Origin of the sequence: Lewinella sp. 4G2 (genome assembly GCF_001625015.1) — a bacterium.
Taxonomy (GTDB): domain Bacteria; phylum Bacteroidota; class Bacteroidia; order Chitinophagales; family Saprospiraceae; genus Neolewinella.
This window is the reverse complement of the sequence record NZ_LVWJ02000014.1, coordinates 2,114,133-2,140,756: the sequence shown is the minus strand read 5'-3', so window position 1 is coordinate 2,140,756 and position 26,624 is coordinate 2,114,133. Positions and strand designations below refer to the sequence as shown.

Sequence of the window (26,624 nt, the reverse complement as noted above, 5' to 3'; positions counted from 1 at the left end):
TAAAAAATTCCAATCCTATGGACCATAACTTTGAAATTCAAAGCACTACGCAAGGCGAAACAGCCGCCATTGCCCCATCCCTTTCCAAGTCGCTGATTGCCACTCTAGGCCTGGCCGCAAGCTATGCCTTCCTCTTCTTCCATTACGAACTGGGCCTGAACGTACTCATCTTCGACACTCTCTTGTTGTTGACGGCCCTCCGCTTACGACCGGACCTGCCTAAATACCGAAGTTTCCCGTGGGTAACGGGCGGACTGCTCTTCAGTGCAGTGGCAGTCGTTATCGTGAACTCCCCGGCCAGCCTAGTGGCTCACCACATCAGCCTTTTGCTCTTCGTGGGGTGCGTGCAAGCTCGGGAACTGCGCTTCATTTGGTTTGGACTACTCCTGGGCTGCTTCCACCTTACCGCAGGACTACTGCCCCGGCTGAAAAAATTCCATAGCAACCACGACGCTTCCTGGACCACACGCTTCTATCGGCAACTCGGCCCCGTTCTGGCAGCACTGATAATTGCCACCCCTTTCTTCCTTTTCTACCTGCTCGGTAACGCTGCCCTGGGAGATCTCTTCGGCGAGATCAGTCTATACTTCTCTGACGTTGAGCTTTCATCTACCCTTCTGCCTACACTTTTACTGATGCTCCTCGGGGCAGTAATAGCGACGGCTACGCTTGTGAAGACGCGCAAGTCAAGCCTCGTCGACCTACAGGCCGGGTTTACGGATGAATTAGCTCCCCATCAGTCTGATTTCGAAGTACTTCTACCTCCCTTCAGGACCTATAAAAAATTGAAACGGGAGGCACGTCTGGCCATCTCTACTTTGGCCATCCTCAACGTTTTGTTACTGACCGTTAACCTGGCCGACCTACGTTACGTGTGGTTGAGTACGGACGAGCTGACCGCCGCCACCCTCAGCCAGTACGTACACGCGGGTACGACTCATCTCATCGCCTCCATCTTCCTAGCGATGGGTGTCATCCTCTACTTCTTCCGGGGGAGCCTCAACTTTCTCGCTACGCCGGGGCTGAAGCCACTTGCCGTCGCCTGGGTGGCCCAGAATTTCCTCCTGCTCCTTTCCGTTGGCCTGCGGAATTACCATTACGTGGATGCTTACGGCCTTGCCATTGGTCGAATCTACGTTTTCATTGCCCTCCTGATTTTGGCGTTTGGACTGCTCACCCTCTACCGAAAGGTAACTCAACAACTTAGTCTGACCTACCTGCTGCACAGCAACGGGATGGCTCTCTGGTTGAGCCTACTACTCTTCGGCGCCATCAATTGGGCCGGGGTGATCACCCGCTATAACCTGAGCACCCAGGACACTACAGAGATTGATTGGGATTATCTCTATTACGGTTTCGGCGGCCGCAACGACTTCCTCCTCTATACCCACCCCAAAGCCATTGCCGTAGACGTAGTTGGCGATAAACGCCGCTACACGAGTACCTATCGCTACGCAGACTGGCGTTCCTGGAATTACGCCCAGTATCGAGTTAACCAAATGGTCCCCCATCCTAACGTGTGGCGTTAGCGGGCTCCTAGCTGAAACCACTCTTTGGTACCTTTCCCTTGGCTTACGATACGCGGGTCCCCGGCCACTCCTTCGTCAGCAAGGCTTCGAGGATGTTCGGGGCCCGGCCATTACCAAGCAGGACCGGGATGCCCTCCCGGGCGGTTTCCCCCGCAATCCGCAGCTTCGTTGCCATTCCGCCGCGGCCAAAGCTGGTCTTGGCTTCCTGCACGAAGCTGTGCACGGATTCATCCGCCGCCGCCACTTCGCGAATCAGTCGGCTCTCCGAAGCGTCGGGCGGGCCATCGTAGAGCCCGTCCACGCTGGAGAGGATGATTAGGGCATCAACCTCCAGCATCCGTGCGGCAAGGCCAGCCAGTTCGTCGTTATCCGTAAACATGAGTTCGGTGACGGACACCACATCGTTCTCGTTCACCACCGGCACGATCTGATCGTGGAGGAGCGCCCGGAAGCAATTCAGCATATTGTCGGCGTGGAGTTCATCGCGAAAGTCTCCTTTCGTGGCCAGTACTTGCGCGCACAATAATTGGTGGCCCGCAAACAATTGGCGGTACAACTCCATAAGCCGTACCTGACCGATAGCGCTGAGTACCTGCCGGCGGGCGACGTCGCCGAACTCCTCCCCGACGGTCAATAGTTCCCGGCCCGCCCCTACGGCTCCCGAAGAGACCAGTACAAGGGAAACCCCCGCTCGCTTTAGCGCGGCAATCTGATCAACCAAATGGCTGATATTCGTTACGTCCAACCGGCCGTCGGGCCGTGTCAGCACATTAGTACCTACCTTGATTACAACGGATCTATACATACGCCAGGCGATCGGGCTCCATGGTATTCATGGCCCTTTGCAGCGGCGAAGATAGAAGACGAGCCAGTTTTATTGCTGCCCTAATTTGTAGCGAGCTCCTACGCGTAATTGGCCAGTATGGATGCGATCCTGATAGGGGCCTAAGCCAATTTTTTCCGGATTGAGGTAAACGGCGCGGCCGAAGGTTGGCGAGAGATAAATACTGCTCCGGGGCGAGAGAATGCGCTCTACCATGAATCCACCACCCAGGTATAATCCCGAATTTTCGAACAAGCCACCACCCTGGAAGATGCCAAGGGTTGGGTCCGTCAACTGGCGCAGGTCCTTACGGTCAACGGCGTTACGACCGCCACCACCGCCGGGTAGGAATTCCGCGGCGGCCGCACCACGCTCTTCCCGCAAATTAAGCGCTTGCACGATCTCATCGTCATCCACAAAGAAGGAAGACCGGGCGATCACGGAAAGGCTGGCGGAGGCCTGTGCGCTCCAGCGCCACTTATCACTCTCCGCAAATACCTGGGTGAACGTCAGGGGCACTTCCACCCGCGCGTAGTTAAAGCGGCTGTAACCATTCACGGGCTCGAAGATCGGTAGGTCCTCCTGCAGGTACCACTTCAGGGCCGTAGGGATGTAACTGGTTTCACTGTACACCGCCCCAATTTGGAAGCGGGATTTACCCTTTACGGATTCCAGCTGCAAACCGTAGGAACTACCCTGGGTAAAGCGGTTATCCGCCAATACTTCGAGATCGTAGACGGGAATGTACCGCGTGATGATCTGGTTCACATCGAAGGGCGAGGCGAAGGCATTCAGGTAGATACCAGATGCTTTCGGCGTAACCTGCGCCGGTTGGGAAGTGATCAGAATCTTCCGCTCGGGCACTGCTCCATCCCGTTGCAGATTGGGCAGCCCCAGACCGGGCACCAGCGCCGTCGCAAGGAGTATGGGCCGGTTATTCAGTCCTGTGATTTGGGCAGCCGTCTCGGTTGATTGGCCTGCAGTAGGTAGCAACTCCGGATTGCCTACGCGTGTACCGACAGCATCTTGCCCTTCGGTTATTGGTCCAGCAGCGTTTTCAGAAGCTGCTAAGCTTGCTATAATATCAGAGTGGTAATTCTCCGCGGCACCATCTTCTGAATTTCCAACGGACGATGGCATATACCGAACCGCCTTCGTTGATTCTGTCGCTGCCAGATCGACGGTGGCAATGGGGTTGACGCCCTGACCTTCAAATTGCACGTCAGCTCGTGTGGGAACATCAGCGTCCACGGGGAAGGCGTTAAGATTTTCTGTTCCCGTAGGGCCAAAACGCATCAATAACAACAAGAAGCTGGCCATCAGGGAAAGCTCGGTGATCTTCCAGGCCGTCAGGCAGTGGATCCGTTCTTTGATGAGTTCCAACCGCGCAGCCAAAGCCGCCCATCCTGTGGCCGGCCCGCCGGGTTCCAGGCTGAGTTTTTCCTGGACAATGGCATCTACCTCTTCGGCCGTTCTGGCGTCTAGTTGGTCAGCGAAAGCCATCCAGGCGCCGGGGGCGGGGGTGGGTTCCAGACCGCGTAGTTTTTCGGCCAGGCCCGCGTCTCCGGCGGCAGCGTCGAGGCGGCGTTCGAGGGTGGCCCAGCCTACCGGCGCGGCAATGGGAAGTTGACTTAGTGCGTCGCGGACGAGTTGGTCCTCGGGCGGGTTATCCAGGGCATCCTGCAGGCGGTTCCAGGCTGCCGGGGTAGCGGCTGCGGGAGGTAGGTTCTCCAGCCCTTGGCGCACCAGGTCGTCGAATTGTTCGTGAGTATCCTTCATACGGTTAGCGGCCGGGGGCGGTCAAAACTTTTTGCAGTTTACCCCGGGCTTTTACCAGGTTCGAGCGGCTCGTGGAATCCGTAATGGAGAGCTGTTCGGCGATTTCCTTGTGACTGTATCCCTCCACAACGTAGAGGTTGAATATGGTCCGGTACGTGGGTGGTAACTTTTGTACCGCGCTGAGGATCTCCCGGGCGCCGAACTGTGCGAACACATCCGGTGCATCCGATGAGATACCGTAGGCGCTATCCAGATCCTCCGTACGGCGGCGGCTATTGCGCCGGTACTGATCGATGGCCGTATTCACGGTAATCCGGCGCATCCACGCGATGAGCGCGGTACCGGATTCGTAGCGACCAATTTTTTGGAAGATCTTGATGAAACTCTCGTGCAACAGATCCAACGCTTCGTCCTCACTGCCGGCATAACGCTGGCAAATGGACATCAAGGCTCCGTAGTACTCTTCGTACAGCACGCGCTGGGCCTGCCGGTCTCCCCTCGAAAGGGCATCGACGAAGCTTCGCTCATCATTGTGCAGTATTGCGGTATAGTCCATATTCGGGCGGGTCTGTTGCGGACCGTAAGATAAACGGTTTACCCTACCCCTTCGCTGCTCCGTGCCGACTTTTCCGGGGTTTAACAGCCATTTAGACCCATTCCCGGACATTGCAAGGGCGCTGCCGCGGGTGCTAGCTAAGGATCAAGACGTAAGGACCAGTCCACTAACCGCAGGAATTATCCCTTAGCCCAGTGCCGATCCGGATCGCTTGATCCCCAACTTTCCACCTGCGGCAGCGCCCCAGTAAAAGCTGAAATGTTTACCTAGTACCGAATAGAAACGTCGTAACTATCGGCGTTGGATCCGGCTACGTAGTTGACGCTGGTGAACTGAACGAGGTAGTAGGTATCGCCCTTGCGGACGGCAAAGACTTCGCCGTTATCACCACCACCCTGGATGGGGAGGGACACCTCTTCGGTACCATCCGGATCGCCAAGAACGGTAACAAAGTCAGTACCCGCAAGCGCCGTGCTGACGGATGGATCCTCAAAAATGGCCTGGATGGTTTCCTTCAAATCCACCTCACCAAAAGTGATGCCGTCGCCAAACATGGAAAGATCGGCGGCGCGCACAGTAGTGCCGTTGACTGAGCTGATCTGGGCGCGCCAGTTCTCGGTACCCGGAGCAATGCGGTCGTCGATACCTTCATCCTGAATCTCAGCGTCGGGGCTGTCGAAGGCTACGGCGATGCCATTATCGAGGTCAAGCCCCCCGTTAAGCTGCCCGGTAGCGTTGAAGAAAACACCCATAGTATCCAGCGTAAGCGCCGTCCCGGGAGGTGTATCAAAGGTGATGTTGATGGAGACTTCGCCTACGCCGCCGTCGACGTCCGTCGTCTGGAAAGTGTAGGTCCGCGTATCAGTAGTGGTATTTTCTGGGGAAATCTGGTAGCGGTAGGTTGCGCCGGACATCTCGCCCGTGGCGAACGTCAGCGGGTTCATTGCATCTACGTTGCCACCGTTGATGGAGAGCTGAGAGGCGTCCATCACGTTACCGTCTTCGAGGACGGTCAGGCTCTGCAAGTCAGTACCCGTGGAGGTGCTCCGGACGCGGACGTTGAAGACACCGCCGCGGCTCAGTACCGTAGCATCACTGCTCACAAAGCCGTCTTCAATGACGAGCTCCACCGTAGGGGCGGACTGCACGTAACTGATGACGAGGAATTCAGAGGCTGCGAGATTATTTTCGTCATTAACCGTAAAGCTATACGTGGAAGGCCCGGTAACCTGGGCGGGGTCCCGCAGAATTTCGATTTCGTAGGTAAAACCGGCGGCATCACTCCCGAAGAGAAGAATAGGGTTGTTGGCCGTTTGGCCGGTCCTGAAGTTCAGGCGGCTAGCGGGGACCAATAGGCCATCCTGCTCGATACGGAGATTATTGAGATTTGCGTCTCCGGTAGTGGCCGTCAGATTGACGATAAAGCTTTCTTCGGAGAGGTCGAGTTCCTGGTCCACGTCAATAATGCCGGCACCGGAATTCAGCCGCAGCAGTGGTGGCAGGGTGACGCCACTGCCGGGCGTCGTACCGTCGTCACAGCCGGTGGAAAAGAAAATGGCAAACAAGGCCAAGAGTGGTAAGGAGAGGCGTACTATTGAGCGCATAACTAAAGGTTGATTTGTGGGAATCAGTTACGTTGATTAAATCGATGGCTGAGCAAATGCAGGATAAAGACCTGCTGCCCAGCTGGCAATTTCAACGATTATTTCTTTCAGATGTGCGATTACACCACCATTATCTGACGGGGCCGGGCACGAAAAAAGCCACTTCCGAGGTTGATCCCCCAAAAGTGGCCTTTTATGTAGCAAAATGAGTTAGCGTACTACCTACTTGGCGGCAGTTGCAGCGTCGCGGAAGGCCTGAATCTTGGCCTGGTCCGGATCTTTGTAACGGCGGCCCACAGTGTTGAAGATCTCAGTGATCTTCGAGTTGCTGGCTTTAGCGGCCTGAGCAACGGTAGTGATACCGCCTGCCTCGAGGGCTTTTGCAAGTGCTGGGCCTACGCCGTTGATCTTCGTCAGCGGGCTAGCCTCAACAACTGGCTTGGTGCGGGGGCGGCCACGGCCACGCTTTACGCCGGCGGGAGCTGGCGCAGCTTTCGGCTTGGGAGCTGCCTTGGTGGCGGGCTTGGCGGAACTTTTAGCAGCCGTTTTCTTGGCGGCAGCGGTTGGCTTCGCGGTTGCTTTGGTGGGCGTTGCCGTAGTCTTGTTTTTGCTACCGGCGGGGCGTCCACGGCGCTTGGGTGCGGCGGGCTTGGCCTCGCTTGCTTTGGGGGCAGCACCACCCTTGGCCTTCGCGGCGGAAGTAACGGCTGCGGTGGCGGTTGTTGGGGCAGACTTGGCTGGGGTCGCTTCGGCCGTTGCTGGCTTAGGTGCGTTCTTGCGGGGGCGGCCGCGGCGGCCCGTAGATTTAGTGGCTGGCTTGCGGGTGGTTTTGGCGGCAGGTTTTTTCTGATCCATAACCTTCGCTTCCGCTAGCGTTAGCGCACTGGTCTTTTCGGAAAGGGCTTTTTGCAATTCGACTACCTCTTCCTTGAGCGCTGCAATTTGCTGGTTGGCTTTTTTCAGGTCCTTGCCAGCTTGCTTGAGCTCCTTTTTGTGGGTTTTGCGTAATTTCTTTACGTCGGCGGAATTTGCGAGAAAAGCTTCTTGCGCAGCGTCAAATCGTGAGATCAACGCGGCGACTTCTTTTTTAATATTAGCCATTTGCTTTGAGTGAGTTAAAAAATTGGTTTAGCCAGAGTACCTAGTTTGAATTAGGCACTAAGCCTTGCATCAAAAAAAATACCGGGTGGCGTAAGAATAGGTACGGTTGTTGTTTGCTAATAAAAATCCCGATTTAAGTTGGCACAGGCTTATGCCTCATGCAACCTAAATGTGCAACGGGGATGTAGCTTAAAAAGACGATCTACGAAAGGTATGCCAGACATCTTTGGTTGTATAGCTCCGACTGAAAATCTAGCATTCATTTTGCAGCGATACGCAAATATATACCTAAATTATTAAACGCTGGTATTCTCCACGTGAACCCGGCTCTTTTCGAAGATCTAAAATTGATACCCTTTTGCGGTTTCATGTATTACCACCCGTACACCTCTATTGACAACAGTGTAATTACGCTATAGAGCGCTCGGGGGATCGTCGTTAAAAGTTACGCCGGTCATCCCCCCAGTGCAATTTGCCCCGTAATGTATCCATAAAGCTGATGCCGGGTAATTCTACCAAATGCAGGCCAAATTTATTCTTGCGCACCGCCAGGTTATGCACGGAGGTAATGGTTTCGAATCTACTATCCAACGTACAGAGAAAATTCTCGGCGCGGCCCTCTATCTCAAAACTGACGATGGCGTCATCCGAGATAATGATCGGCCTTACGTTGAGGTTATGGGGGGCAACGGGTGTAATTACGAAATTACCACTACCCGGAAAAACAATGGGCCCACCACAACTTAAGGAATACCCCGTTGAACCCGTCGGGGTGGCAATAATAATACCGTCCGCCCAGTAACTATTTAAGTAGGCTCCATTTACGTAGGTATGAATGGTTACCATGGAAGACGTATCCCGCTTCAACAGCGTACAATCATTCAGCGCATAAGGCGTCTCGCCGAATACTGGCAAATTACTTTCCAGATAAAGCATATCCCGCCGCTCCGTACTGAACCGACCACGGGAGAGTAATTCCAATGTTTCCCGCAGTCTGCTCTTTTCAACGCGGGCCAGGAATCCTAACCTCCCCAGGTTAATGCCCAGGATGGGGATCTTGGTATCCCGCACAATGGTAGCCGCCCGCAGAATGGTACCATCCCCCCCCAGGCAAATGAACATATCAAAATGCTTGATACGGAAATCAAGGTATCCCCCAAAATTGCCAACGTCCTTTTTAAAGGTGATGTGGGGACGAATCTCTTCCAGGTAGGGGCCGTATACGTACGTGGAAAATCCATTATCCGCCAGCAGATCAAATAGATCCTGAATGACGGGCACGTCCTTTTCTTTCAGGACCTGGCTATAAATGACGACTTGCATAATATCGGTTCTACCGCCCCTGCACCATGTCTGGCCGGCCGCGTAAGGTCTGGAGAAAGATCAAAAGCTCAGTTGTAAAGCTAAGAAAACCCCGTCTTCCCCCAGGTGATTGCGGTTATACTGCACGCTCCCTACCATATCGTAGTAAAGAACGGCGTCAAACCCGGCGCTCACCCCCGTTAGCAGGGTATTATTTAGTCGGTTCGCTTCACCGGCGAACGGGGCGTTGGCAAATCCTTGGTTAGCCTGCACGGCAAATAGCACCCGGATTGGTATTTGCCGGAAAGCATCGATGAATACCCATTTGCCGAGATTCACTTTCGTCCGGAATAACTCCCGCCGGATGCCAGCGCGCCAGATCAACATATCCAGCCCATCCACTACGTAAAATTGGTACCCCACAATGCCATTGCTACCGAACCCAATGGCCCTATTTTCCAGAAAGGGTTGCTGGCTCCGGATAAAACTATACTTCGCCCCCGCCCCTACGTTGATGCTGTACTTCTCATTGAGGGGAATAAATTTTGAATAGGTGAGGCCGGCCGTTAACCCATCGCGTTCACCGGTAATCCCCAACCCGTCCTTATCGAGCGTAGCGCGGAGGAAATAACCACGCCAGGGGTAGTTTCTAACGTCCCGCCGGTCATCCGTAAAGGAATAGCGCAGGGAAGCGAATTCCTGAGAGCTGCGTCCACCACCAAAGAATTCCGGGTTTAGGATGGTAGCAATCGTATCCGCAATTTCACTGCTTTGGTACCCTGCCGTCAGGGAATGGCTTACGTACAACCGGCGGCGGTAGGTCAATTTTACATCCACCGACTGCTGCTCGTAGATAAATCGATCTTCCAAGCGTACAAATTCCTGGCGGTTCCCCACCGTGAGGTAATTCTGTTCCCGCTGCTGCCGGTACCGATAACTTGCTTCGAGGCCGAGGCTTCCAGCCTGATTGATGTATGGGTGGCGATAGCTTAATTCGTATAAGCGGCGGTACCCCGTTTCGTAACCAATCTTTAATCGGTCGCGCCTGCCCGTGAAATTATAGTAGGTCAATTTAGCCCCGATATTCACCCGGTCCAGCGACGCGTTCATTTCGTTGAGCCATACGTTAAAATTCCGGTCCGCCAGCGAGAATACTGGTACTGGGTATAGGTACCAGGTTTCTCTGATCTGTAATTCCAAAGCGATCTCGTCGGCGTTGAGGGTATCGATCGCAATATCTACGCTGGCGAATAAACCGGTATTCATGAGGGTGGCGTAGCTCCGGTCCACCCGTTCTCGGATTTCCGTAGAGGGAATCCGAGCGCCCCTTTTCAAGCCCATCTCCCGGAAGATGACGCGCTGCCGCGTCCGCTTCTGTCCGTTAAGGTATATACCGACTACCTGTACGGAATCGGATAAAACGATGGTATCCCTTTCCGATGTTTTGCTTACGGTCGCTATTGATGCTCCCCCACCCTGCCCCACCAATGGGGCCAGGTAGAGACCGCAAAAAGCCATCAGCAGAATCCGTAGAAGTGCAAGCATCGCCGCAATAACGTCAATCCTGCACTAATGATGCCCGTTCGCCTCCCGCAGTTTGACGCCGGTCTTACTTGCTCAGGAATACACCTACCAGGACCAGAGCGACGGCGGGTAACTGCCAAAAGCTGAGGGCTTCCCCATCCAGCAGGCCCCAACTCAGCGCCACCAGCGGAATGATGTAACTCACCGTACTGGCAAATACGGCGCCGGAGCGTTGCACCATCTTGAAAAAGATGATACTCGCCAGCACGGTACTGACCACGGCCAGAAATCCTACGTAAGCCAGCGCCCACCAACCCGCCCCATCCGGCTCGCTCATTACCGTCTCCGGCACGGCACCTGCGCTCAGCGCCCAGATTAAAGCGGGCACCCCAACCAGAAAAAAGCTGGCCACCGTAATCGTAAGCGCCGGCGTTTCTTTGAAGTAAGCCCCGACTAAATTAGAACTGGTCGCGTAGCAAAAACACGCCAATAAAATGAACCCGGCGTAGGCAAATTGCGTCGTCTGCCCCGCTTCTCCGGGGGCGGACCAAGCGAGCAAACCAGCCCCAACCAGCCCGAGCAATACCCCCGCAAATTGCCGCCCACCACCGGCAGTTTTGCGGAATAAAAAGTACGCTACGATGAAGGTGCAGAGCGGCGTCAGCCCACTCAACATCCCCGTCAAACTGCTACTTAATTCGGTTTGCGCGAACGGGAAAAGAAAGGAGGGCAAACCCGTTCCGGTTATCCCGATGACGATTAATAGCGGTATTTGCCGCCGCGTTATCTTTCTTAAGTGGGTAACGGCGAGCGGTAATAAGGCCAGGGCGGAAATACCCAAACGCAAACTCGCGACCTGTGCGGGCGTGAATACGTCCAATCCTTTTTTAATGAGGATATAACTCGTTCCCCAGATCAAACTCAGCCCGATCAGGGTCACGTAATCTATCCATCCGGGGCTTTGCTTGGTATTCACGGCGGCGAAGGTAAGCCACCCCACCCCAGCGGTAGTCTATAGCCCGGAAGACTTCAGCGTTTCGAGGGCGTCGCCTTCGCCACGTACCAGGAAGTAAGCCTCCAGTTTAGGGTCCTGCTCAATTAGCGCCATGGCTTGCTCCGGCCCCAGCACCATGCAGGCGGTGGCGAAGGCATCGGCCGTCGCGCAATCGGGCGCGAGTACGGATGCACTCAGTAAGCGGTTACGCTCTACCAATCCAGTTTTCGGATTGATGGTGTGGCTGAAGGTCTCCCCACCCACTTTATAATAATTCAGGTAGTTGCCGGAGGTCGCGATGGCCCGGTCGTTACTCAGCGGGAGGGTGCCCGCGAGGGCGATTTTTGCCTTGTCTTCGTCGGGCAAGCGGATGGCTACCGTCCAGGCTTGTCCGTTTTTGGTTCCGCCACCGCGCATTTCCCCGCCGACGTCCACCAGGTGGTCAGGCCGGCCGCTGTTCTTCAGTAGTTGGGCGATCAGATCTACCCCGTATCCTTTGGCGCTGGCGTTTAGATCGAGTTGTACGCCGGGGTACTTTTTGCCGAGTTGCTGGCCCTCTAATTCAAGGTTCTCAAAACCCACCAGTGGGAGTAGCCGATCAATCTCCTCCTGCACTACTTCCGCCGACTGCCGCGGTTGGCCCGTACCGAAGCCCCAGTAATTCACCAGGGGGGCAATGGTGGGGTCGTATGCGCCTCCGGTCGCTTGGTGGACGATCCGCGCCAGGTTCAGATTGGGGATAAAGTGTTGGGTGCCTTCCAAATTCACCCCCTCGGCTTCCCGGTTGAACACACTCAATTTACTCTCGGGCACCCACGCACTGAGCTCCAGATTATACGCATCGAGCAAGCTGTCAATGCGGGCACTCAATCCCGACAGGCTATCACCGAGGTAAGTGATCTTGTAGTAAGATCCCATGGCCCGGCCGCTGATCTCCCATTTTCGGGGTTGGCTATCCACCACAACTTCCGCGGGGGCGCTGCCGCAGGTACACAGTAAAAGGCAAGTAAACAGTAGGATAATTAATCTGAGGACCATCCGCCAAAGGTAGTACGAAGCCCACTCAACGGACGGTATTTCCGTGCCTGGATGGAAAGAGCCGTATTACAAAAAAGCGCGAGCCAGAACTACTGGCTCGCGTAAAACACACACTATAAAAACCCATATTTCAGAGTTAGGACACCACCGTAACAGATTACCCCCGTTAGCAAAAACTTAAGGTGTGGGATCGATGCTACCGGCATCCCGATGTAAGTATCTAACCCCGCCGGAAACACCGCCCTCAGTTCTAGGTTAGGCAGAGTGTACGTTTATCGCAACGCATTCGTGTCTTAACTATCGCCAAAGCTCTTTCCCCATGCCCTACCTACCCATTGAAGATCACGCCGTTATCGGCAACCTCCACACCATCGCTTTGGTGGACACTCACGGGACGATCGACTTCATGTGCCTCCCCCGTTTCGATTCTCCAACGGTATTTGCTAAAATCCTAGATGACAATAAAGGCGGCGACTTCTCCATCACCGTAGCCGGGGAGGATATCCGCCACAAACAACTCTACTTACCTGGTACGAATATTCTCTTGACGCGCTACCACAACCCGACGGGCATCGTGGAGGTCACCGACTTCATGCCCATTGCGGAAGAGGAGCAGGACTTTGCCATTTACCGCCGCATCAAGGGAGTGTACGGAGACCATGAACTGACCATCGACATCCGCCCACGCTACGATTACGCACGGGAGACTTGTACCGTAGAAGCAAAAGAAGACGGTTCCGGCTACCTGATGCACGATCCGTTGGGCAATCAGCCTACCCTCTTTCTGGCCACCACCGCGGAGTTAGACGTAGTGGATGGCGGTCTTCAAGCAGTCGTCTCCCTAAAGGGTGGCGAGAACATTGATTTCCTGCTTACCCTGGATGAGGGCCAGGAATACGTCAACGACTTCCTCCCCGAATTTGAAAAATGCCGTAAGTACTGGACGGCCTGGTCCAACCGCTGCAAGTACGACGGAATGTGGAAGGAGTCCGTCGTGCGGTCCGCGCTGGCGCTGAAGCTTCTTACCTCAAAGCACTTCGGCAGTACCGTGGCTGCCGGCACTTTCGGCCTGCCCGAAACCATTGGGGGCGAACGCAATTGGGATTACCGCTTCACCTGGATTCGTGATTCCGCCTTCACCATCTACGCCTTCTTGCGCCTGGGCTACACCGAAGAGGCCGAAGCTTTCGTCGGTTGGATCAAAGAGCAGTGTATGGACAACCTCCAGCTCATGTACGGCATCGACGGGCGGAAAGAACTCGAAGAGATTGAGCTGGACCACCTCGAAGGCTACCGCAAGAGCCAACCCGTCCGGATCGGCAACGGTGCCTACGACCAGACTCAGATGGATATCTACGGCGAACTCATCGATACGATCTACCTCTACAACAAGGCTGGTGGCAGCATCACGATGGACTTCTGGAAAAGCATCTCCACCCTGGTTGAGCACGTAGTAGACAATTGGAAAACCAAGGATCACGGAATTTGGGAAGTGCGGAGTGGTAAACAACGCTTCCTTCATTCCACCGTTTGCTGTTGGGTGGCGATTGACCGCGCCATCCGCATTGCGGAGGACCGGTCCCTCCCCTGCCCCCTCGTAAAGTGGCGCAATGTGCGCGATGAAATTCACCAGGACATCTTCGAGAACTTTTGGAATGAGGAACTACAAGCCTACCCCCAATTTCTCGGCAGTGATACCGTGGACGCCAGCGCGCTGCTGATGCCCCTCCTCCGCTTCGTCTCCAGCAAGGAACCCCGTTGGATCAAGACCCTCGAAAAAATTGAAGAGCAACTGACGGCAGACGTTCTCGTGTTCCGGTACCGCCAGGAGCACGGCGCTACGGACGGTCTTGAAGGGGAGGAAGCTTCCTTCACCATCTGCTCTTTTTGGTACGCAGAATGCCTCGCGCGCACTGGGCGCGTCGACGAAGCCATTGTAGTAATGCAAAAACTCTTGGGCTATGGGAACCACGTCGGCCTGTTCAGTGAAGAGATAGGGATCCACGGCGAGCAGCTCGGTAATTTCCCTCAGGCCTTCTCCCACCTTGCACTGATATCGGCTGCTTTCCAAATCGATAAGCAGTGTCAGGAGTCATAATTACTCCCGGTGATTTACTCCTAAATGAAAGCCCCTCCTCGATCTAAATCGGGGAGGGACGAAAACAACACTTGAACAAACAATTCTTGAAATCAGAAGCCAGCATCAAACGAGCCATCCGATTGTAATCGCAAGGTAGCACATTGGGCTTTTATTCGGGCATATCGTATGGTGAAATTTTACTATTTATGTCTTTTCGACATACATAGCACGGCTGTCAGGCATAGAACCGTACTATCCGGCCCCTTTTTGTACTGAACTGCCACCCTTTATTCTGCATGATTGCCAGGATCGGCGGCTACAGCTGCGGTCGCTACATTAGCATTCCCGGTTGAACTTGATGGTAACGTAACGCTAGCGTTCAAATCTCCCAAACGTACGCCGATAAAGTCGTGCCCGTCACTACATGCGGTAGGGTTCAGGATACTGATCTCCTGACTGGGCTTCCCCTGGCCGGACCAATCCGCGGCAACAAAAACCCAAGGGTTTGTCGCCGGGTAGAACCGTTCGTTGCCGATGATGAGCCCCTGCAGGAGCATCATATCCTGAAGATTGATCAAACCATCCTGATTGACGTCCGCGGCTAATAGCTGAAGTGGATCCGTCATCGCGTGGATTCCCAGGATGTGGCTGCGTAGGATCAACATATCAATAGTGCTGAGTCCTTCCCGGCGGTCTGCTGCTGGAAGAGTCGCACTTAGGGTGTAGTCTTTATTCAATTCACCCGCCAATTGGTAGGTACCGAAGCGGCTGGTGACGGAGGAAACTCCATCGCCCCGCTCAACGGTCACTAATTCCATCGCTACTCCCGTGCGGGTTACGATGCGTCCGTTCAGGGTAATGTTGGTACCCACCTGACAATCCTGGCAAACCTGATTCGGATCAGTTACGCGTACCGGGACGGTTCGTACCTCCCAGTTTTGACCGCCAACGGTTCCATCAGGTTGGACGGCCAGTGGGTTGTCAGCTCCATCCCAAGCGTAGACTTCCAGCTCAATCCGGTAGCGATCATCACAGTTCAGGTAGATATCTACCAGTTCTGGATCCGGCGTCTCCCCCTTGCGATTCACGGAATAGGTTAGGTCATCGTTACAAGTTGACTCTCCACGCAGGACCAGATCGATGGCACTAACTTGTACTGACGCTACCCCACCGTTTTCGGGGAGCAGATCAAGTACGTAGGCGCGGTCTTCGCGGGCAGTAAAGGAAGGTGCGTTGCAATCCTGCACGGCTACCTCACGCGTTTCGGTGGCCACATTACCGCAAGCATCCGTCAACATTACCGTCAACTGGTGGCTACCGAGTGGTAGTGTCGTTTCGTAAGCGAAACTGGGATAGGTACCGGTCAGGGTGCCGAAGTCCTCCGCGTTTCCGTCCGTGGAACCGTCTCCCATCAAATCGATTGCAAGGCTGATATTTCCTCCCTCGCCTGCGCAAGCGTTTACGGCCTCAAAGCCAATCGTGAAGGTTGATTCACAGTTGGTGGCTTGGGCGCAAATAGTATCCGGGACCACCACGGCTAGTTCAGGCGCGACATCATCCTGTACCCGAATAAGTTGGGTGTAGGTATAACGACCGGTCAGGTTCACAGACAAGCTCCTGAGGTAGCCGGCAGGGTTATCGCCACAAGTACCAGCGGCTGGCAAGCCATTCATCATGGAAGTATCGACGTCAACGTAAGCCGCGTCAGGAGTGCGAATAAGGTAAATTGGTGCACTGCCTGCAACGACCGAGCAATTTTCGTCCCGCGCAATCACCGTTGCGGGGCTAGTTCCATCCCACTCGCACCAACTCGTGATGGTATACGTACGGCTTAAGAAGCGGCAATCGTCCTGACCTGGCGTAAGTTCTTCGTCTACGAAGGTTACGGTAATTGAGTCACAAGCATCCCCGAGTACATCGGGCGCCTTGGCATCCGCCGCGCAATCGGTGATTACATCTTCCGGCATTACGATCACGTAGTCAAGTGAAGGGACTACCGTAATGTCCTGAAAGAAAAGATTTCTGCTCAAGTTGCCGTTCTGGTCCCGCGCGCGGAAGGAGCGGCGAATGACTTCAGGGTTACAAGCATCACCCGCAATGATGGGAGTCAGTTCCGTAGAGAAGGCGGCACAATTGTCGATCACATCTGGCACCCCGAAGAGATTGGCCAGCTGTAGCGTATCCGTGGCATCAAAGCCATCCGGAAGGTCCGCACAACTGATCGTTACGTCATCCAGACCAGTGCAGTAAGGGTCGGTTTGGTCAACTACTTCGACGATTGTAGTACAAAAGTTTTCATTCCCCACGGCGTCCGTAACCTGCATCGCTACGGTGGTGAATTCACCAGCATCTTCACAGTTAAAGGTGAGGGTGGGAGTGTAAGGCAGCAATACACTATCCCCATCAACGCGGCGGATGCCTATTTCTCCGAGCGCACAATTATCGTAACTACCCAGATCTATCATTTGGGTGCTGATCCAAACTTGTCCGTTGCCGGCGATGGATACGGTCAGATTACCCCGGCACACGGCGATCGGGTTTTCCAGATCGGCGACCCGGAAACGGCAGTACCGGCCCTCGATGGTTTCCGTTGGGTGTTCACCCGTAAAGTAGAGCAGGTAATCTCCGGCGGGGAGGTCCGTAATCGTGCGGTCATCGCCATCAATCAGCGTGAGGAAAAGGATGCTGTCCCCAGTTTCAGTGATGCGGAGAACTTCCGTCGTGAAGGTCCAGCCCATTGTGTCACAAAGGCCATTCAGTTCTACTTCCGGCAGTTCAATGGTAGCGGTACAGGCGTGTTCGTCCATGGGCCAAACCATGATGTCCTCATCAACGATTGGGCAGTAATGGTTACTGATGGGGCAGGTAAAGAAAGCCTGGCCTTCACCCTGTAGAATAAAGGTCTGGGTGAAAACAGCTTCGTCGTCGGAGCATTCTCCAGTCACTCGCCAGCGGCGCACCACGACGGTTTCACCCGCTTCATTGGTTGATATGGTGTCCCCAAACGTAACCGAGAGTTCATTCACCTGATCACCCGTCAGTAGCACGGGGCGGCCATCGCGGTAGACGATTGGGTAGCCCATCACATCCGGCGAAGGAGCACCATTGTCGAGCGCCAGATAGTCTTCGTCGCAGCGGAAACGGTAATTCGCCCGCGGCCAGATCACGTCCTCGGGGCGCAATACGTTTATGGAGAATACCTGTTCGCAAACGTCCGTCAGCACGGTATCACCGATCGCCAGATCAAAGCGCCGGATCATCTGGGCGCTGGCGCAGGTGCCAAGCAAGGTATCGCGAATAAGGAACTCCCCCGTACCACAGAGATTCGCTACGGTGGGAAGACCCAACGAGTCCGCCGAAGACCGGCTACCAAACCATAGGTTGATCTGGTCCGCAGAAGTTAGGAAGTTGAATTCAGCTTCAGCCGTAGTCGTTTCTAATGGGCTGCCATTGGCCGAGCGCACCCGTAGTGCGCCCCCCTGAGCGAGGACGGCAACGTACGTGAAAGCCGCATCATTCCCGGAAGCCGTAGTGGAGGTAACTAATGAGAACACTTCTCCGGGTTGAAGAGCAACGGTTAGGTGCCCGTAAGCTACCAATCCAGCCGGGACCAACTCCGTTGGCAATGCGGGAACGAAACCAGTAGTTGGTGATCCAGAAGTCGCCAAAACGCTGGCCAGGAGATCACACGTCAGGGTGGCCTCTGCCTGCTGCGCAAAGGCGGCGGCCGTGAAATCTTGGCCGGACTCGCCGTAGAGGTAGAGCGTTATCACTTCACTACCGTTCTGATTCAATGCGGCGGATTCCAAGGTGAGACGACTGGTCCTGCGGTTACCGCCGTCGACTTCTTCACCGAGGTAGCAAGTTCCCTCTTCCCCCGCACCTGCGGCAGCGCCAAATGTTTGGACGGACATTGGGAATCCTGTACTGCTAATGGGCTGTGGACACTCGAAAGTGACTTCAGGAGATGTGATAGCACCGGAGGCTGAACAGGTGGGCCGGCCGGCTTCGTTGATGGTGAAGTTGAGGGAAGCACCGCCCTGGTTGAGCTGGCCGATGGGCACGTAAACACCGTAGGCGCCGCTGACGCCCGTGCTGGATACCCACTCGGCGGAACCGGGATTGGCGTTCGTTACCAGTACCTCGATCTGCAGTTGGCCGCTAAAGGATTCTTCATCGTCCCGGCAGGTCAGTATCACGTCATCGATGGCGATGGCACATTCGTTCGAACAGGTAGCCGGAGATTCAGGCAGCGTAAATGAAGTGAAACATCCAGGGCCACCCAGGTCAGTGATTTGGTAAGTGAAGTCATCACCAGTTATTCGGAGCGGGCCAATCGTGTTGACGGCGCCGTACAAGTAGGCGCCCATACCATCAACGCTGTAAGCAACTGACGGAGAGTTAATGCTCGTAACCTGAAGGTCAAAAGTGTACAGATCGTCAGAGGAATCAAAAGGCGTACCGTTATTAAAACAGGTGATGTTGGTCGCGACCGGCGTCAGGATACATTCGTCGGAACAAGTCGGCGGTGCTTGCACGGTAGCGGCGATGGCACAGTCCGGATCGGTAACGTCCTGAAAGTAGAAGTTAAGGTCTCCGTCGCTGATGAGGAAGGGACCGAAAGTGTTTGTGACCCCGTATTCTCCCGTTAGGCCAGACGCTTCATCTACCCAGCTGTCACCACCATTGATGCCAGTGACCACCATGGTAAAGGTGAAGGAATCGTCCGTTGGATCAGTAGAAGTGCCCTCATCGAAGCAATCCACACTGATGATGTTAACGCTGGTGATAGCGCAACCATCGCTACAGGGCGGTGGGGCGACCACGGTGACGGTTTCTTCGCAACAGTCGTAAAACAGATCGGTAAAGGTCAGTTCTAAATCGCCATTAGAGATCAAAAAGGGACCGAGTTCGATCACGTCCCCGTAGGCGTACTCATTTCCTGCGTAGGTGAAGCCAGCGCTGTTATCCCCGGTAACTAATACGGATGCCGTGAAGGTATCATCCGACATATCGGTGTCCGTACCATTATCATTGCAGGTAACGGAGGTGACCGTAGCGTCCAGGCTACAATCGACCGTGCGGAGGACGTAGGTACTCGAGCTGGTACAACCTGCGATGTCCGTTACGGTGACGGAATAGGCACCCAGATCAGTAACCACAATGCTGAACTCTCCGGCAAATTGTGGGAGGGGACCGTTAGGCCCAGTCCAACTAATGCTTTCGACGGTGTTACTGCTGCTGACGGAAATTTCGAGTTCCGCTTCGGCCCCGGGGCAAATGTCATCCGGTCCATCAATTGTTACTATTGAGAAAGGTACGTCGAGCTCGCTGGTATTGAACGCATAGGCAAACCACCAGGTATTAAGCGTATTGCGATCCCCGTAGCCGGTAGTTTCACTGTCGATGATGATACAGTCGTCCGAAGCATTGGCTTCAAAATTAGTCCAGGTACGGCAGTCATCGGTCCGGCACTGGCAACCATTGAGTTCAACTTTGGTGCCTCCTGTTCCGGGGTCCTCGACGATGTTCTCGTCATCGTAGTAGATGGGCGTATCGCTACTCACGCTACAAGCGGGGCGAATAGGTTCCAGGCAGAAGCCGTTGCGCATCAACTCTCCGTCGTAGAGGGACCAGTGTTGGACGCCTTGTGCAAATCTTAATTGAATATCGAATAATGCACCATCAGGTACAGGGTTGCCATTACCCATCAAGCCATCCCATGGCACACAATCCTCGAGTGGTCCATCGGGCCCGGAGGCGTAGACCAGGAAGCGGTCCATATCTTCGTCAAAGATTCCATTTTGATTGAAGTCGAGCAAAATATCCAGCTGGCCGGGCATCGATAGCGTAACCGGGATACACAGTTGGTCATCGCCGGCACACTGGAGGCGGCCGGTTGTTGTGGCCTGGCCACATTCCCCATCCGGGAAAAGGGCAATGTCGGGTTCCTCCAAAAAAATGAGGTGTTCCGCCGCATCATCCGTAGCGTTGATGAAGGGAACGGATTTTCGGTCTTCAATCAGGTCACCAGTAGTGCCCGGGCCTTTCCGGTTAAAGGCCAGGTTGAAGGATAGGGGTTGAAAACCGGAGTCGGTAAAGTCGATCCGGGTAACGAACCCGCCGCTCGTGTAGGAGTAAAATTCCGTAGATAGCTCGGCGCCAAAGGAACAGTAGGGCTGAACCGGTTTTACTTCTGGTACCCGGAAGGCCCAGTTTTTGGAGTAGACACGTCCGGTCTGAACATTACCATTATTCGCGATGGTAATGTCCCACAGGCCGATGTAGCGCGGTCGATTTCTGGTTTGGTCAAATTCTACGTAGTACTCACCCGCCTTAGCTGGAGTAAACGTAGAGTAGTCAGTCATGGCGTAACCTCCGGGGTTCAGGTCTTGTGGGCCGGCAGCAGCCTGGCTGAGGTTTAAGAGATTCTCCGTATTGGAGTTGATGGTGAAGGGGCCAAAGACGGTCTCACCGGTGGCCGCGCTCCGTACCCGAAATCGGTACTGACCCAATGTTTCTTGGGTACCATCAGCCTTGAACCCTCTGCCAAAACCGAAGTAGACGACCTCGTTGGAGGTAGCTACCCTGAAGTTGAGCCTACTGGTTTCCGGGCCATTGTAGCTCGCGAAATCCCCAAAGGTTTCCTCACCTACGAAAAGCATTACGGGGTCGCTGTCCGGCGAAGCAAGGTTAGCAGTACCAGCTCCGTACAAAGAACCTAGCGACAACAGGCTCACTATGAGCACATTGAAGAAGATCGCAAGCGACCTGCTGGCACGGTTAAAGTTGTAAAACATGATGTGTTTGTTCAAGTGGAAAGACAACAAGACCAAAATCAACTCAGAGAGAAGATCCAACTAACTGATAGAAGTCTGTGACTGACAGTGTAAAGACGTGTAGAATAAAGAATAGTAACCTTGAAATCCTATAACGGTACAAAAGTACGCATAGAATTTGTAAGTCTTTACCACCCTGTATGGGGTTGTCAACTTGTTGTTCTTTGACTGCAAGCCATCAATCTCTATTCACCGGATGCTGATAAAATATGATGTTGCATCCCCTCCCCTTTTTGGGAGTATACTCGAACTGCTAGAGGTGGTTTTCCATCATCAGTAGGTAGTAAAACGTAGTACAGGGAAGCAGCTATCGCTACTTCCCCGTACCTATCCAATGCTCAGTTTATCCTGAGCTTACTGTGTGGCCCTACTGGGTCTTGATCATTGTCCGAGAAAGCGTCTGGTCTTTGAACGAGAGCGTGTAGATCATGGTGCCGGAAGCGAGATTATCGCCGTCAATGGTTACAGTATGTTGACCGGCTACGAAATCACTCTTCACTTCGCGGAGTACCCGGCCAAAGAGATCGTAAACACTAAGCGTGGCTTCACCCGCTTCTGGGAGGGTAAAAGTGATCTGTGTTTGGTCGATGAACGGGTTCGGGAAGTTCTGCCCAAGTTCAATACCTAGTTCAAGCACTTCCTCTCCCACTCCAGCAACTCCAGGAGCTACCGTGACCGGTGCCTCCGTGAAATTCAGCGTGAGGTCAAGTACCTCTTCATCACCGACGGTATAAGCTTCGGTGGGCGTTGGTGCATTGCCCAACTTGAGGATCTCACTGAGTTCACCAGTTGTCGATGCCTTGAGCGTCAGCGTGAACAAGACTTCATTACCCGACACATCAGCGTTCAGATTGGTCCAGTTGGCGGAAATGATTCCGGCATCCATCCGTAACAGTCCTAGTTTAGCTTCGGGAAGCAAACCTGGCGTTACGTCGAGGATTTGGAGAGCATCCGTAGCTAATCGCAGGGAGAACTGCATGCCGGCTAGTGTCGTCATGTCCTGCATCCGTACGGGTACTTCTAAGGTAGCGCCCCGCTCAAACTTCACGTTCTCAACGTTAATGGGGTGCGTACCGTTGTCGGCGCGCCCTACCCGACCATTGATCAGGATGCCATCCGTAGAGTAGATCTCAACTGAGTTGTTGAGGTCACCCATCTTGATGGCTACGAAGTCATTGTCGTAGGTACAGCTTGTGATGTCATCCAGAACGATCTCGCTCGGCGCATCCTTCGTCAGTCCGATGTTTGCGTTCGTCATGGCATCCATGTAGCTGACCGGGACGAAGCGCCAGACATCACCCGCAGGCAGAGTCTGCGTATTGCCGAGAATAATGGAGCGCATGATAATCCGGTCAAGGATAGTCAGCGTACCACTATTGTTCAGGTCAGCCGCCATGAATACGTGTGGGTCAGTGATGACCGTCAGACCAAGTAAGTGGCGTTGTAGGATCAACTCATCAATCGTAGTGACACCATTTGCGATATCATCTTCGAGGAATGGAGTGATCGTGTAATCACCTGGCGTAGCGTCGGTCATTGCGTAATCACCCTGGTCATCAGTGAGATCAAGACCGTTCTGCGTGCCTTCGAACTCGACTTCTACATTTGGTACAGCGATGCCATTGGATAGCTTAATGTTACCACCGATGGTGATGCTACCGTTTCCTGCACAGTTATTACAGACTGCATCAGGATCTTGTACCAGCACCTCAACGGTACACATCTTCCAGTTCGGACCGCCAATAGATCCATCAGGTTGTACAGCATTCGGGTTGTTCGCCTGGTCCCACATGTAGACTTCCAGTTCTACGCGGTAGCGGTCGTCACAAGTGAGCAGAACGTTGGAAGCTTCAACATTGGCAGCTTCACCGATCCGGTTGACTGAGAAGCGGAATGCTCCGCTACAGTCTTCAATGTTGCAGCTAGCGAGCACGGCGGCATCTACCAGTACGCCTTCCGTGACGGTTTCGCCATCAGTGGTAGTAACTGGTGTATCGAGTACCTCCAGGTTAGCGACGTATCCATCGAAACAGATCGGATCCGGGATTGAACAGTCGATCACGGAGAACGGAATCGTTTCTGAGGTACCATTGTCACAACCATCTACGTAACGCAGGGTCATGATGTGGTCACCAACCGGCAGGGAAGCTTCGATAAAGAAGTTCGGGAATGTGCCCTGAACGACGAGGTTCTGTGGGAGATTCATTTCCGTGATTCCGTCACTGTTCAGATCGATGAGTACGAGCCAGTTGGCACCAACGGTAGTACACTCAGCTTCGAGCGTGATTGGGATGGTTACCATCGCCTCGCAGTCATCACCTTCCGTCGTACAGAATGCTTCGGGCACCGTTGGGACAAGTACCGGAGTGGTGTTGTCATCGATGGCGATCCGTTGCGTGTACGTCCAGGCACCCGTATTGGTGAAGGAACGCACGTAACCGGCGGGGTTAGCATCGGTACAAGCAAGCTCACCAGCGGCGGGCGTGTTGTTGGTAAAGTCAGCGTCTACGTCGACGTAGGTCAAGCCACCATTTACGTTGGCGTAAGTGATGGAGGTGCCGTTGGCACCCACACAAGCCTCATCACGGTTAATGGCTACTGGCGTGTCGCTATCGGCGTTGAATACACAGTTATTGATCACCGTGTAGGTACGCTCGATAACGAGGCAAACATCACCGTCCTCATTGGTCACTTCGCCTTCCACATCAACAAATGTGATGGAGAGATCAGCGCAACCACCACCAATCACATCGACACCAGCCAGGCTTTCGGTACAGTCCGTCACCAGGTCGGCGGGGAATGCTAGCGTGAAGCCAGTATTAGCGTTAATCGTAATCAGTTGGGTGAACTCCTGAGCGCTCACGTTACCAACTCCGTCGACGGCCAACCAGCGGCGCAGGATAGTTCCGGATCCATTACAAACGTCGAGGTTGGTGACGGGCTCCAGTTCGATTGCGCTAGCAGCACAGTTGTCGATGACAACAGGCGTACCGAATTGTGCTTGGAGAGCGAGGGTATCGCTACCGTCAAATCCGGCGGGTAGGTCAGTACATTCGAGTACGAGGTCTTCCAGACCGGTACAGTAAGGCAGCGTATTGTCCACAACTGAAGCGCGAGTAGTACAGACGTTTTCGTTTCCGGCCAGGTCAACTACGCGGAGCTCAATACGAACGATTGAGCCAGCGTCGTTACAGTCTACCGTAGCGAATTCATTCCATGCACTCCAAATTGGTGTATCCAGCGTATCTCCAGTAATTGGATCCACGAGAATTTCACGGCGGACCAGGAGGCTGTCTACGCCACAGTTGTCGTAGCTACCCAGGTCAATCATCTGGCTGTAGATGCGTGCGAGGCCGTATCCACCGACACTGATATTAATATCGCCAATACAGATGGCCGCGGGCTCCTGCGTATCCGCAATGCGGATGATGCAGTCGATAGAGCTAGCATTTCCACAGTCGTCCGTTACGTCGTAGCGGATGGTGTAGTCGCCAGCCCCTAACTGAATGGTACGGTCAGTTGCATTTGCGTCGAGTACAAATGCAACATCGCCGTTGGCATCCAATATCGTGGTCACAATGGTGAACTCATCGGAACAGGCATCGGTCACTTCGGGAAGTGGCACCTCGAAGGTGGCGACACAATCGAAGGCGTCCATTGGGAAGAGCATGATGTTCTCCTCAATAACCGGGCAGTAGTGATTGCTGATCGGGCAAGAGATAACCGGAGCAGTTTCATCGACAAAGTTGATGGTCTGCGAGCTGGTTGTTTCCTCACCAGTACAAGCATCGGTGGCCGTCCAGGTACGGGTTACCGTACGGTTTCCTGCACAAGTTGCGTCGTCGTTCTCCGTATCCACGTAGGTTACGGTGATGTTGTCACAAGAACCGTTTGGAATCGACAGAGAGTCGGTGAAGGCCGTAACCAGGTAAGGAGATCCGGTAACAGCAATAGTAGGATTGCCATTGTCATCAGTGTCCGTAAGCTCATCATCACACGTGAAGTTGAAGTCACCCGTGGGGAAGACAACATCGGTGATTTGTGGAGCGCGGATAGTGATAAGTTGCTTGTCGCTAATCACTTCACCATCGCAGGAGGTTACCTGGAAAGTCCGTTCGATCACGACTCCGTCACAGGCATCATTTTCAATGATGTTATCTACGAAAGAGATTCCGGAGGTTCCACAACCCGTGACGGTTGCGTTACCCGTAAGGTCGGTGCTACTCGTCACGTTGAGGATTCCATTTATGTCAGTACATACCAGGTCGGTGTCATTAACCTGGTCTACGTCAGCTGGAGCTACAACCGTGACCACTGGCGCCTCGAGAGTAATTGTTTCCGTACACTCATCGTCAGCAGTATCCGTGATGGTAACCGTGATGGGGCGGCAAGCGTCCTCAACAGTCACAACGATTGGTACACCATAGGTTCCGGTTCTTCCACCGGCAAGGGTGAAGGTTCCGCCAGCGAGAGCACCAGTGTTGTTGACCTCAATGGTTACCGTGTAACCGCCATCAGCCCGGTCGCGGCACTGTGCCGTACCAATTTGGGTGATAGTGATATCACACGGAGGAACGGAACAAGCATCCGGAGCAGCAATGGCCAGCTCGGTCGTACAATCAGCGTTAACCTGATCGATGATTTCGAGCAGCACATCTGTACCTACCGGAAGCGTGAGCGTAGTCGGCTCATTGTAGGCACCAGTGAAATCAGAACCTGCTATCAGCCAGCCATCTGCACTGCCGTTCTCAGCGGTCACGATGATGGTTGCGGTGAAGAAGTCATCACTTGGGTCATCATTCGTACCCGCATCATTACAGTCGGACTGAGTGATAAGGGCAGCATTGATCTCACAGTCTCCACAAGGCTCGGTTGGAGCGGCGAAGGTGATCGTCTGCTCACACTGGTCGGTGAACTGAAGATCCATGAAGGTTACGGTTGCATCACCGTCGGCGACGGGGAAGTCAATTACCACGATGGAATCCGCGGAGTTGTAAAGACCAATTAGCGTAGTTCCGTCCGGAAGCGTAGCCATGTAGCCAGCTCCTCCGGATGCAGCGGTGACTCGTACCGTTACGGTAAAGAAGTCGTCAGACGGAGTAGCCGTACCGTTATCGTTGCACTCATTGCTGAGTTCAGTCACGGTAAGGCGACATTCCGTACAGGGGCCCGTAGGTTGTACGAAGAAAGCGCCTACATCGGTGCACGTAACGTCATCCGGGAAGATGTTACCGTTGACGGCAATGTCAGCGGGTGCGGGGCCAAACGTTTCTACCACGCCGAAAGTACCGGTAGCAGTTACCGGACCGTCAGGCAGGTTGTAGGTAATTGTGTAAGTACCACTTGCACCAGTAGCCAACAATTCGAAGATGTACTCATCATCGTCCGGGTTCGTTACCGTACCGTTATCCAGACAGGTAGTTGACACGATTTCGATGTCGAGTTCGCATTCCTC

The 26,624-nt window shown here is 54.1% G+C and carries 13 protein-coding genes (1 of these 13 only partly in view); 2 read left to right on the top strand and 11 right to left on the bottom strand.

Annotation, left to right across the window (positions count from 1 at the left end; all coding sequences use genetic code 11):
* Positions 1-17 precede the first annotated feature (17 nt).
* Entirely contained in the window at positions 18-1,529 is a 1,512-nt protein-coding gene (locus A3850_RS09130) for a DUF4173 domain-containing protein (protein WP_068215822.1), read from the top strand.
* Positions 1,530-1,572: 43 nt separating this feature from the next.
* On the opposite strand, the gene proB is transcribed toward A3850_RS09130, so the two are convergent.
* The 9 genes from proB to A3850_RS09085 all read right to left on the bottom strand — a co-directional run bounded on the left by proB (position 1,573) and on the right by A3850_RS09085 (position 12,250).
* A complete protein-coding gene (gene proB, locus A3850_RS09125) occupies positions 1,573-2,334 on the bottom strand; it encodes a glutamate 5-kinase (RefSeq protein ID WP_068215819.1) in 762 nt (253 codons plus the stop codon).
* Positions 2,335-2,403: 69 nt separating this feature from the next.
* The gene (locus A3850_RS09120; RefSeq protein WP_068215817.1) at positions 2,404-4,131 is read right to left on the bottom strand and encodes a hypothetical protein; all 1,728 of its coding nucleotides are present in this window, start codon (positions 4,129-4,131) and stop codon (positions 2,404-2,406) included.
* A gap of 4 nt (positions 4,132-4,135) precedes the next feature.
* Positions 4,136-4,687: an RNA polymerase sigma factor gene (locus A3850_RS09115; protein WP_068215815.1), complete on the bottom strand. Its 552-nt coding sequence runs from the start codon at positions 4,685-4,687 to the stop codon at positions 4,136-4,138.
* A 266-nt stretch (positions 4,688-4,953) separates the two neighbouring features.
* Positions 4,954-6,291: a hypothetical protein gene (locus A3850_RS09110; RefSeq protein ID WP_068215813.1), complete on the bottom strand. Its 1,338-nt coding sequence runs from the start codon at positions 6,289-6,291 to the stop codon at positions 4,954-4,956.
* 222 nt (positions 6,292-6,513) lie between these two features.
* Complete coding sequence (locus tag A3850_RS09105) at positions 6,514-7,392, bottom strand: helix-hairpin-helix domain-containing protein (RefSeq protein ID WP_068215811.1); 879 nt, start codon at positions 7,390-7,392, stop codon at positions 6,514-6,516.
* Positions 7,393-7,830: 438 nt separating this feature from the next.
* On the bottom strand, positions 7,831-8,715 hold the full coding sequence (locus A3850_RS09100) for an NAD kinase (RefSeq protein ID WP_068215810.1): 885 nt from the start codon (positions 8,713-8,715) through the stop codon (positions 7,831-7,833).
* Positions 8,716-8,775: 60 nt separating this feature from the next.
* Positions 8,776-10,239, bottom strand: coding sequence for a BamA/TamA family outer membrane protein (locus tag A3850_RS09095; protein ID WP_157501013.1), 1,464 nt, complete (start codon positions 10,237-10,239; stop codon positions 8,776-8,778).
* 64 nt (positions 10,240-10,303) lie between these two features.
* Positions 10,304-11,194 carry a DMT family transporter gene (locus tag A3850_RS09090; RefSeq protein ID WP_068215806.1) on the bottom strand — a complete coding sequence of 297 codons (891 nt, stop codon included), beginning with the start codon at positions 11,192-11,194 and terminating at the stop codon, positions 10,304-10,306.
* 36 nt (positions 11,195-11,230) lie between these two features.
* Positions 11,231-12,250, bottom strand: coding sequence for an FAD:protein FMN transferase (locus tag A3850_RS09085; RefSeq protein WP_068215804.1), 1,020 nt, complete (start codon positions 12,248-12,250; stop codon positions 11,231-11,233).
* A gap of 319 nt (positions 12,251-12,569) precedes the next feature.
* Between A3850_RS09085 and A3850_RS09080 the strand changes: the two genes are divergently transcribed.
* Positions 12,570-14,348: a glycoside hydrolase family 15 protein gene (locus A3850_RS09080; protein ID WP_068215803.1), complete on the top strand. Its 1,779-nt coding sequence runs from the start codon at positions 12,570-12,572 to the stop codon at positions 14,346-14,348.
* Positions 14,349-14,617: 269 nt separating this feature from the next.
* Here A3850_RS09080 and A3850_RS09075 read toward each other — a convergent pair whose 3' ends face one another.
* Together A3850_RS09075 and A3850_RS09070 are read right to left on the bottom strand one after the other, a co-directional pair.
* A complete protein-coding gene (locus tag A3850_RS09075; protein ID WP_157501011.1) occupies positions 14,618-21,130 on the bottom strand; it encodes a hypothetical protein in 6,513 nt (2,170 codons plus the stop codon).
* Positions 21,131-21,536: 406 nt separating this feature from the next.
* Positions 21,537-26,624, bottom strand: partial view of an SdrD B-like domain-containing protein gene (locus A3850_RS09070; RefSeq protein WP_068215799.1) — the end only. Its footprint extends 43,203 nt past the window's final position; only the last 5,088 of its 48,291 coding nucleotides appear in the window; its start codon lies beyond the right edge, outside the window — the gene reads right to left on this strand; it ends in the stop codon at positions 21,537-21,539.

Excerpts from the sequence above, each read along its gene's own strand:
- A3850_RS09095 (WP_157501013.1), bottom strand. The coding sequence starts at position 10,239 with ATGCTTGCACTTCTACGGATTCTGCTGATGGCTTTTTGCGGTCTCTAC.
- A3850_RS09115 (WP_068215815.1), bottom strand. The coding sequence starts at position 4,687 with ATGGACTATACCGCAATACTGCACAATGATGAGCGAAGCTTCGTCGAT.
- A3850_RS09100 (WP_068215810.1), bottom strand. The coding sequence starts at position 8,715 with ATGCAAGTCGTCATTTATAGCCAGGTCCTGAAAGAAAAGGACGTGCCC.
- A3850_RS09105 (WP_068215811.1), bottom strand. The coding sequence starts at position 7,392 with ATGGCTAATATTAAAAAAGAAGTCGCCGCGTTGATCTCACGATTTGAC.
- A3850_RS09110 (WP_068215813.1), bottom strand. The coding sequence starts at position 6,291 with ATGCGCTCAATAGTACGCCTCTCCTTACCACTCTTGGCCTTGTTTGCC.
- proB (WP_068215819.1), bottom strand. The coding sequence starts at position 2,334 with ATGTATAGATCCGTTGTAATCAAGGTAGGTACTAATGTGCTGACACGG.
- A3850_RS09120 (WP_068215817.1), bottom strand. The coding sequence starts at position 4,131 with ATGAAGGATACTCACGAACAATTCGACGACCTGGTGCGCCAAGGGCTG.
- A3850_RS09075 (WP_157501011.1), bottom strand. The coding sequence starts at position 21,130 with ATGTTTTACAACTTTAACCGTGCCAGCAGGTCGCTTGCGATCTTCTTC.
- A3850_RS09085 (WP_068215804.1), bottom strand. The coding sequence starts at position 12,250 with ATGGTCCTCAGATTAATTATCCTACTGTTTACTTGCCTTTTACTGTGT.
- A3850_RS09130 (WP_068215822.1), top strand. The coding sequence starts at position 18 with ATGGACCATAACTTTGAAATTCAAAGCACTACGCAAGGCGAAACAGCC.
- A3850_RS09080 (WP_068215803.1), top strand. The coding sequence starts at position 12,570 with ATGCCCTACCTACCCATTGAAGATCACGCCGTTATCGGCAACCTCCAC.